Below are 8513 nucleotides of genomic sequence, written 5' to 3' on the forward strand. Positions count from 1 at the left end.
TGGAGAAATCACCCATGCAGTATCGTTTTCCGGATAACTTCTGGTGGGGCAGCGCCAGCTCGGCCCCGCAGATGGAAGGCGCCGCCAACCGCGGCGGCAAATCCGCCAATATCTTTGACTACTGGTTCGCCATCGAGCCCGAGCGTTTCCACAACGGGGTTGGCCCGACCGACACCTCCACCTTCTATGACAACTTCGAGAGCGACATCAAGCTGCTCAAGCAGCTGGGGCACAACAGTTTTCGTACCTCCATCTCCTGGTCACGGCTGATCCCGGACGGCACTGGCGAGATCAATCAGGAGGCGGTCAGCTTCTACAATGCCGTCTTCGATCGGCTGCTGGCCGAGGGGATCACTCCGCTTATCAACCTCTATCACTTCGACATGCCGATGTGCATGCAGGAGCACGGCGGCTGGGAGAGCCGGGAAGTGGTGGCCGCCTATGTGCGCTACGCCACCCGCTGTTTCGACCTGTTTGGCGGTCGCATCAAGCACTGGTTCACCTTCAACGAGCCGATCGTGCCGGTCGAGTGCGGCTACCTTGGCCACTACCACTACCCCTGCGTGGTCGATTTTGGCCGGGCGGCCACCGTCGCCTACCACACCGCGCTGGCCCATGCCGGTGCCGTGCAGGCCTATCGCGCCTGCCAGCATGATGGCGAGATCGGCATCATCCTCAACCTGAGCCCGACCTATCCCCGCTCGCAGGATCCGGCTGATATCGCCGCCTCCCGCATCGCGGATCTGCTGCTCAACAAGAGCTTCCTCGATCCGGCCATGAAGGGGAGCTACGACCCCGAGCTGGTCGCTCTGCTGGCGCAGTATGACCTGCTGCCGCAAATCGAAGAGGGTGACAAGGCACTGCTCGCCGCCGGCAAGGTGGATATCCTCGGCATCAACTACTACCAGCCGCGCCGGGTCAAGGCCAAAGAGGTGGCGTGGCAGGGTGCTCCGCGTACGCCGGAAGATCTGTTCGACTACTACGAGATGCCGGGTCGCAAGATGAACCCCCACCGCGGCTGGGAGATTTACGAAAAAGGGATCTACGACATCCTCACCGACCTGCGGGTCAACTACGGCAACCTGCCCTGCTACATCTCGGAGAACGGCATGGGGGTCGAGGGGGAAGAGCGCTTTATCGGTCCCGAGGGACGGGTGGAGGACGACTACCGCATCCAGTTCATTCGCGAGCACCTCGAGTGGCTGCATCTTGCCCTGGAAGAGGGCAGCGCCTGCCGCGGCTATCACCTGTGGACCTTTATCGACAACTGGTCCTGGCTCAACGCCTACAAGAACCGTTACGGCTTCGTTCGCCTCGATCTGGAGAGCCAGCAGCGCACCATCAAGAAGAGCGGCTACTGGTTTGCCGAGGTCGCGCGCAACCATGGTTTCAATTAACGGCTTCAACTAACGGTTTCAATCAACGCATTCACGTAAGGAACGACACATGTTCGATCTGGACAACATCACTGAAGAGGCCGCCACCTGCAACGATCTGGAAGAGGTGGTGATGGGGCTCATCATCAACTCCGGGCAGGCCCGCAGTCTCGCCTACACCGCGCTGAAAAAGGCCAAGGAGGGGGATCTGGCCGCCGCCCACCAGCTGATGGCCCAATCCCGCGAGGCGCTCAATGCCGCCCATCTGGTGCAGACCCAGCTGATCGAGGACGATCAGGGCGAAGGCAAGATCCCGGTCACCCTGGTGCTGGTCCATGCCCAGGATCACCTGATGACCTCCATGCTGGCCCGTGAGCTGATCAGCGAGCTGATCGAGCTGCACGAAAAGCTGCAGAGCAAGTAACCTCCGGACGGGGCGCGAAGCCCCGTCATCGGCCCGCAGATCAGGAAACGACTCATGAGCGTCAAAACAATCCGGGAAACCGAACTGTTTAACAACAAACCGTTCCACATGTTCATCTACAACAAGCAGGTGAGCGGAACCGGTTTGCACCAGCACGACTACTATGAGTTCACCCTGGTACTGACCGGTCGTTACTATCAGGAGGTCAACGGCAAGCGGGTGCTGCTGGAGCGGGGGGATCTGGTGTTTATCCCGCTCGGCTCCCGCCATCAGAGCTTCTACGAGTTTGGCACCACCCGCATCTTCAACGTCGGGATCACCCGTACCTATTTCGACGAGCACTTCAAATACCTGCTGCCGGAACACTTCGTCGCCTCCCAGGCCTATGCGCTCAAGAGCGAGTTCCTCAGCTACATCGAGTCGGTGCTGGTCTCGCCGGGATTTCGGGAAGAGGCGCTGACCGAATTTCTCGAAGTGGTGACCTACGCGGTGATGAACCGGCTGCGTCACTACAAGGACACCTCTGCCAGCGAGGATCTTCCGCTCTGGCTGCACGAAACCGTGGAGCGGATGCACGATCGCCCCCTCTTTGCCGAGGATGCGCTGGCCAACATGGTCTCCCTCTGTGGCAAAAGCCAGGAGTATCTGACCCGGGCCACCCGGCGTTACTACAACAAGACGCCGATGCAGATCATCAACGAGATCCGGATCAACTACGCCAAGATGCAGCTGGAGGTGACCAACAACTCGGTGGCCGATATCGCTTTCGAGACCGGCTACAACGACGTCAGCCTCTTTATCAAAAACTTCAAGAAGCTCACCTCGTTTACCCCGGGCAGTTACCGCAAATATCTCTACCCGAAATTTGAAAGCCCGGCCTGATGCCGGCAGTGAATGCCATGTAAATAGAACCGATTGCAATACAGAGCACAGAACATGATCAGCCCCTGCCACAGTTGGCTGCGGCCCCTCTCACCCTGACGACAGAGCGGCCACCATCAAACCGATAGAGATCGATGAAAGAGGGATTTATGAGCGAGAAGATCAAGGTAGTCACCATAGGCGGCGGCAGCAGCTACACCCCCGAGCTGGTCGATGGATTCATCAAGCGCTATGCCGAGCTGCCCATCAGCGAGCTGTGGCTGGTGGATATTCCCGCTGGCGAAGAGAAACTGAACATCATCTTCGACCTCTGCCAGCGGATGATCCGCCAGGCGGGCGTCCCCATGACCCTGCACAAGACGCTGGATCGCCGCGAGGCACTGGTGGGCGCCCACTTCGTCACCACCCAGCTGCGGGTCGGCCAGCTGCAGGCACGGGAGAAGGATGAGCGAATCCCGCTCAGTCACGGCATGCTGGGGCAGGAGACCAACGGCGCAGGCGGCCTGTTCAAGGGACTGCGCACCATTCCGGTCATCTTCGACATCATCCGCGACGTGGAAGAGCTTTGCCCGGATGCCTGGCTGATTAACTTCACCAATCCGGCTGGCATGGTGACCGAAGCGGTGCGCCGTCATACCAACTTCCGCCGCTTTATCGGTGTGTGCAACATTCCGGTCGGCATGCAGATGTTTGTGCGCGATGCCCTCAAACTGACCGAGCATGATCACCTCTCCATGGACTTGTTCGGCCTCAACCATCTGGTCTTTATCGGTGATGTACTGGTCAACGGCGAGTCGCGCTTTGATGAGCTGCTGGAAGGGGTCGCCGATGGCAGCCTCACCCGCGCCAGTTCGGTCAAAAACATCTTCGACCTGCCGTTCGACCCCGGCTTTATCCGCGGCCTGCGCCTGCTCCCCTGCTCCTACCTGCGGTACTACTTCAAGGAGAAAGAGATGCTGGGGATCGAGATGGGCGAGTTCTACAAGGGCGGCGCCCGGGCTCAAGTGGTGCAACAGGTCGAGAAGAAGCTGTTCGAGCTCTACCAGAACCCCGAGCTGTGCGAAAAGCCCAAGGAGCTGGAGCTGCGTGGTGGTGCCTACTACTCCGATGCGGCCTGCGAGGTGATCAGCGCCATTTACAACGACAAGCAGAGCGAGCACTACGTCATCGTGCCCCATCAGGGCCATGTCACCAATATCCCGGCCGACTGGACGGTGGAGATGAGCTGCCTGATCGGACATGATGGCGCCATCCCCCACCCGCGCCTCACCCGCTTTGACGACAAGGTGAACGGGCTGGTACACCTCATCAAGAGCTTCGAGATAGCCGCCGCCAAGGCCGCCATCAGTGGCGACTTCGATGACCTGCTGCTGGCGATGAACCTCAACCCGCTGATCCACTCCGACAACGATGCCCGCATCGTCGCCCGCGAGCTGCTGCTGGCCCACCGCGAGCACCTGCCCAACTTCGCAGCCGCCATCGACGCCCTCGCCTGAGGCCAGCACGCCCCGCCTGACCACAGGCGGGGCGCTTAACTGCAAGAGACCCCTCATGAGCAAGAGATTGATCATCAACGCCGACGACTTCGGCCTCTGCCGCGCCCAGAACTACGGCATCGTAGAAGCATTCGAGCACGGAGTCGTCAGCTCCACCACTGCCATTGTCACCTCCCCAGCCATCGAACATGCCGCCTGGCTTGCCGAACGCTTCCCCGAGCTGCCCGTTGGGCTTCACTTTATGCTCAGCTGGGGTAAACCGCTTACCCCGCTCACCTCGCTGGTGAACGAGCAGGGCGATCTCAACAAGGGGATCTGGCACAAGAGCGAGGCGGGAGAGCTGGATCTGACCGAGATATCCGGCGAGCTGGCGAGTCAGTATCAGCGCTTTGTCGCGATCTTCGGCAAGCCGCCGACCCATATCGACAGCCACCACCATGTTCATATGCTGCCGACACTCTACCCGCTGGTGGAGGCCTTCGCCAAAGCCCATGACTTGCCACTTCGCATCGACCGGGGCGAAATCGCCCGCCACGGTCTTACCGTCACCCACCCGCAGAGCTGCGATCGGTTCGACGACCGCTTCTACGGCGCGCAGCTGACCCAAGCCGACCTGCTGCAACTGCTCGATGAGGCCAGTGAACAGGGTGCCCATTCGCTCGAGATCATGTGCCACCCCTCCTTTATCGATCTGGAGATGCAGGGCAGCTCCTACTGCCAGCCCCGTCTCAACGAACTTGCCATCCTGACCGACCCGTCCCTGCCCGCTCTTATCGCCGAGCGCGGCTACCGCCTCGCCAGCTATCGGGAGTGGCAACCGTAATAGTGATGACAAGGGGAGCCGGTACGGGGCTAGGGAGTGACCCGTGCTTTTGTGACGGGGCCGGTAAATTCACTGCTGTGTCACATTTGAGTAGGGTATATCCTTGTATATTCTGCACATTTCCTTCACAACCTGCCTGATTGGGCAAATGCCGTGATCCTTCCCCCCAGTGACCTTTCAGCATGGAGCATGTCACATGAAAATCACCCCTATCGCCATCGCATTGCTGGCGGCCAGTTCGGCCAATGCCGCAAGCCCCGCCAAACCCACCGCCCAGACCATTTATCTCGGTGGCGATATCGTTACCGTCAATGATGCGGCTCCGACGGCGCAGGCGCTGGCCATCAAGGATGGCCGCATTCTGGCGCTGGGCAGTGAGGCCGACATTCTCACGCTGCGTGATGGCGAAACCCGAGTGGTCGACCTGCAGGGCAAGACCCTGATCCCGGGCTTTATCGATGCCCATGGTCATGTGTTCAACACCGGTATCCAGGCGCTCTCCGCCAATCTGCTGGCACCACCGGATGGGGCGGTAAACAGCATTGCGGCCCTGCAACAATCGCTGCGAAACTGGGTCGCCAAGCCGCAAAACAAGGCGCACGGGATCATACTGGGTTTCGGTTATGACGACTCCCAGCTCAAGGAGGGGCGCCATCCCACCCGTCAGGAGCTCGATGCCGTATCACCAGATCTCCCTGTGCTCATCATTCATCAGTCGGGTCACCTCGCAACACTCAATAGCAAGGCGCTGGCGCTGGCCGGATTCGGGCCTGACAGCAAGGATCCGGAAGGGGGCAAGATCCGCCGTGAAGCGGACGGCAAAACGCCCAATGGGGTTCTGGAGGAGACCGCCTTCTTTGGCACCTTGATGTCGATGTTCGCCAACTTGAATGACAGAGAAAACGAGGCAATTTTCAAGGCAGGCATGACACTCTATGCCAGCTTCGGTTACACCACGGCTCAGGAGGGACGCGCCTCTACCTCCGCGGTCAAGACCATGTACCAGCTGGCCCAGAAAGCCAAGCTTCCCCTCGACGTGGCGGCCTATCCCGATATCCAGATTGCGCGGGATGTCATTGCCCCGCCCTACTACTCCAGCAGCTACATGAACGGGTTCCGCGTCGCGGGAGCCAAACTCAACCTCGATGGCTCCCCCCAGGGAAAAACCGCCTGGCTGACCCAGCCCTATTTTGTTCCACCAGCCGGGCAAAAGGCCGATTACAAGGGCTATCCCAGCATGAGCGACGAACAAGCAGCCAGCTATATCGAACTGGCGCAGCGCAATGGTTGGCAACTGCTCACCCACGTCAACGGTGATGCGGCCATCGATCAGCTGATCAAGGGGATTGAGGCCAGCGAGAAGCAACATGGCAAGCCGGATCGGGGCTTTGTCGCCATCCATGCCCAGACCGCCCGCAAGGATCAGGTCGCCTCATTCCAGCGACTCGGCATCTTCCCCTCCTTCTTTCCGATGCATACCTTCTACTGGGGGGATTGGCACAGTGACTCTGTGCTTGGCAAAGAGCGGGCACAACACATCTCTCCCACCGGATGGGCTCGTGAACTGGGGATGATTTTCACCTCCCACCATGACTCCCCCGTGGCATTGCCGGATGCCATGCGGGTCTATTATGCGACCGTCAACCGGATCAGTCGTACCGGGCGCCTTATCGGGCCGGATCAACGAGTCTCCGCTCTGGATGGACTGAAGGCACAGACACTGTGGGCGGCAACCCAATACAAGGAGGAGCACGACAAGGGTTCTCTGGAGGTCGGCAAGCTGGCAGACCTGGTGGTGCTCTCGGCCAATCCACTCAAGGTGAAACCGGAAACATTGGCTGATATCCGGATCGAAGAGACGATAAAGGAGGGGGTCTCCATCTACCAACGTGACGGGCAGACCGCTCGGGAGTCGACCGCCTGCACGGACTCAACTCGTTGCAGCGCAGTCGCCACCACCGCGATGGTGGCCGCAGGGCTATTGCATCATCAACCACACTAGGCCCCATCGCCTGACGCCTTCCAGCGTTGGGCCATGCCTTTACCACCAAAACCGCAGATACGAAAAAGCCCAAGCGATTGAATCGCTTGGGCTTTCTCTTAATATGGCGGAGGAGGTGCCCGCCGCAATCAAGTCCAACACACTCCATCCATATCCAGAAAGTCATTTGCTATCAGTAAATTAGAAGTTAGCACTGTCCAATCCATCCCAATCACATATTACCACTGCGCATGCCTGGTGGCATACTGTGTGGCATATTCAATTTTCAAGGAGGTTACCTCATGGCAATCCTCACCGATACCAAAGCCCGCAACATCAAGCCTGAAGATAAGCCCCTTGCTCATGGTGGCGTCACCGGGTTGACGCTACACCCCTCTACCATCAAGGGCAGAGGAAAGTGGGTGTTCCGCTATGTCAGCCCACTGACGAAGAAACGACGTAACGCTGGCCTCGGGACTTACCCCGAGATCTCTATCGCTGACGCTGCTCGAGACGCCCAGGCAATGCGGGAACAGCTGGCGAATAATCTGGACCCACTAGAGATCCGGCTGCAGGAGCAGAACAAGCCGAAGATCCCGACGTTGGAAGCATCCGCCAGACTCGTCTACGAAAGCTTGTTACCTGGTTGGAAGAACCCAAAACACGGCAAGCAATGGATCACCACATTGGAACAGTATGCCTTTCCTGCAATTGGCACTATCTCCATTGATACCATCACCCCAGCTCATATCGCTTCCGTTTTGCAACCGATATGGCTGACGATCCCGGAAACGGCAAGCCGTGTTAAACAGAGGCTACACGCAGTCATGGCTTGGGCATGGGCCCATGGCTATACCTCTGCAAACCCAGTGGATGTGGTAAGCCACCTATTACCGGCTCAACCCAGCAAATCTGTGCGTGTAGAACACCAGCCTGCGATGCCTTGGCGTGATATCCCTGCATTTGTGCAAAAACATCTGAGAACAACGCAACAGTACGATGTAACCCGCTCCATGCTGGAGTTCTTGATCCTGACTGCTTGCCGTTCAGGTGAAGTCAGAGCCATGAAGTGGTCAGAAGTCGATTTGGAGGCAAGGGTCTGGACTTTGCCTGCCGAGCGTATGAAAGCCAAACAACAACATCGTGTTCCGTTATCTCTTCGTGCCGTCGAAATCCTGAAAGGGTTAAGGGGATTACATGACGAGTTGGTATTCCCATCCCCCAGAGACCAAGTACCGCTCTCAGACACAGTGTTGACGATGTTTCTGAGAAGAGCCAAAGCAGGGAGTTGCACACCTGGCCGAATGGCCACTGCTCATGGCTTTCGTTCTAGCTTTCGAGACTGGTGCAGCGAGCAGGGCTATGCGCGGGATCTCGCTGAACGAGCATTAGCTCACACAGTGCAGAACAAGGTAGAAGCCGCCTACCACCGCACGGACTTGCTGGATCAGCGGCGTCCAATGATGGATGCGTGGGCTGAGTTTGTATCCGGTAATTCACCAACTGAATAAGAAGGAAGCGGCCCACCAAG

The 8513-nt window shown here is 58.7% G+C and carries 7 protein-coding genes; all 7 read left to right on the forward strand.

Annotation, left to right across the window (positions count from 1 at the left end; genetic code table 11):
- The first annotated feature begins 14 nt into the window (after window positions 1-14).
- The 7 genes from OKC40_RS18080 to OKC40_RS18110 all read left to right on the forward strand — a co-directional run bounded on the left by OKC40_RS18080 (window position 15) and on the right by OKC40_RS18110 (window position 8493).
- Window positions 15-1397, forward strand: a complete 1383-nt coding sequence (locus OKC40_RS18080; RefSeq protein ID WP_270796393.1) for a glycoside hydrolase family 1 protein — start codon at window positions 15-17, stop codon at window positions 1395-1397.
- A gap of 49 nt (window positions 1398-1446) precedes the next feature.
- Window positions 1447-1800, forward strand: coding sequence for a PTS N,N'-diacetylchitobiose transporter subunit IIA (gene chbA, locus OKC40_RS18085; RefSeq protein ID WP_042061963.1), 354 nt, complete (start codon window positions 1447-1449; stop codon window positions 1798-1800).
- A gap of 54 nt (window positions 1801-1854) precedes the next feature.
- Window positions 1855-2682: a transcriptional regulator ChbR gene (chbR, locus tag OKC40_RS18090; protein ID WP_111805502.1), complete on the forward strand. Its 828-nt coding sequence runs from the start codon at window positions 1855-1857 to the stop codon at window positions 2680-2682.
- 149 nt (window positions 2683-2831) lie between these two features.
- Window positions 2832-4178 carry a 6-phospho-beta-glucosidase gene (locus OKC40_RS18095; protein ID WP_270796398.1) on the forward strand — a complete coding sequence of 449 codons (1347 nt, stop codon included), beginning with the start codon at window positions 2832-2834 and terminating at the stop codon, window positions 4176-4178.
- 55 nt (window positions 4179-4233) lie between these two features.
- On the forward strand, window positions 4234-5001 hold the full coding sequence (gene chbG, locus OKC40_RS18100) for a chitin disaccharide deacetylase (protein ID WP_270796400.1): 768 nt from the start codon (window positions 4234-4236) through the stop codon (window positions 4999-5001).
- A gap of 196 nt (window positions 5002-5197) precedes the next feature.
- Window positions 5198-7003, forward strand: a complete 1806-nt coding sequence (locus OKC40_RS18105; RefSeq protein ID WP_270796401.1) for an amidohydrolase — start codon at window positions 5198-5200, stop codon at window positions 7001-7003.
- Between the two features lie 281 nt (window positions 7004-7284).
- The gene (locus OKC40_RS18110) at window positions 7285-8493 is read left to right on the forward strand and encodes a tyrosine-type recombinase/integrase (protein ID WP_270671836.1); all 1209 of its coding nucleotides are present in this window, start codon (window positions 7285-7287) and stop codon (window positions 8491-8493) included.
- Window positions 8494-8513 lie beyond the last annotated feature (20 nt).

This window comes from Aeromonas sp. QDB11 (assembly GCF_027705265.1).
In the GTDB taxonomy this organism is placed as follows: Bacteria; Pseudomonadota; Gammaproteobacteria; order Enterobacterales; family Aeromonadaceae; genus Aeromonas; species Aeromonas allosaccharophila.

Coding starts and splice junctions, on each gene's coding strand:
- chbG (WP_270796400.1), top strand. CDS start 4,234: ATGAGCAAGAGATTGATCATCAACGCCGACGACTTCGGCCTCTGCCGC.
- OKC40_RS18095 (WP_270796398.1), top strand. CDS start 2,832: ATGAGCGAGAAGATCAAGGTAGTCACCATAGGCGGCGGCAGCAGCTAC.
- OKC40_RS18080 (WP_270796393.1), top strand. CDS start 15: ATGCAGTATCGTTTTCCGGATAACTTCTGGTGGGGCAGCGCCAGCTCG.
- chbA (WP_042061963.1), top strand. CDS start 1,447: ATGTTCGATCTGGACAACATCACTGAAGAGGCCGCCACCTGCAACGAT.
- OKC40_RS18105 (WP_270796401.1), top strand. CDS start 5,198: ATGAAAATCACCCCTATCGCCATCGCATTGCTGGCGGCCAGTTCGGCC.
- chbR (WP_111805502.1), top strand. CDS start 1,855: ATGAGCGTCAAAACAATCCGGGAAACCGAACTGTTTAACAACAAACCG.
- OKC40_RS18110 (WP_270671836.1), top strand. CDS start 7,285: ATGGCAATCCTCACCGATACCAAAGCCCGCAACATCAAGCCTGAAGAT.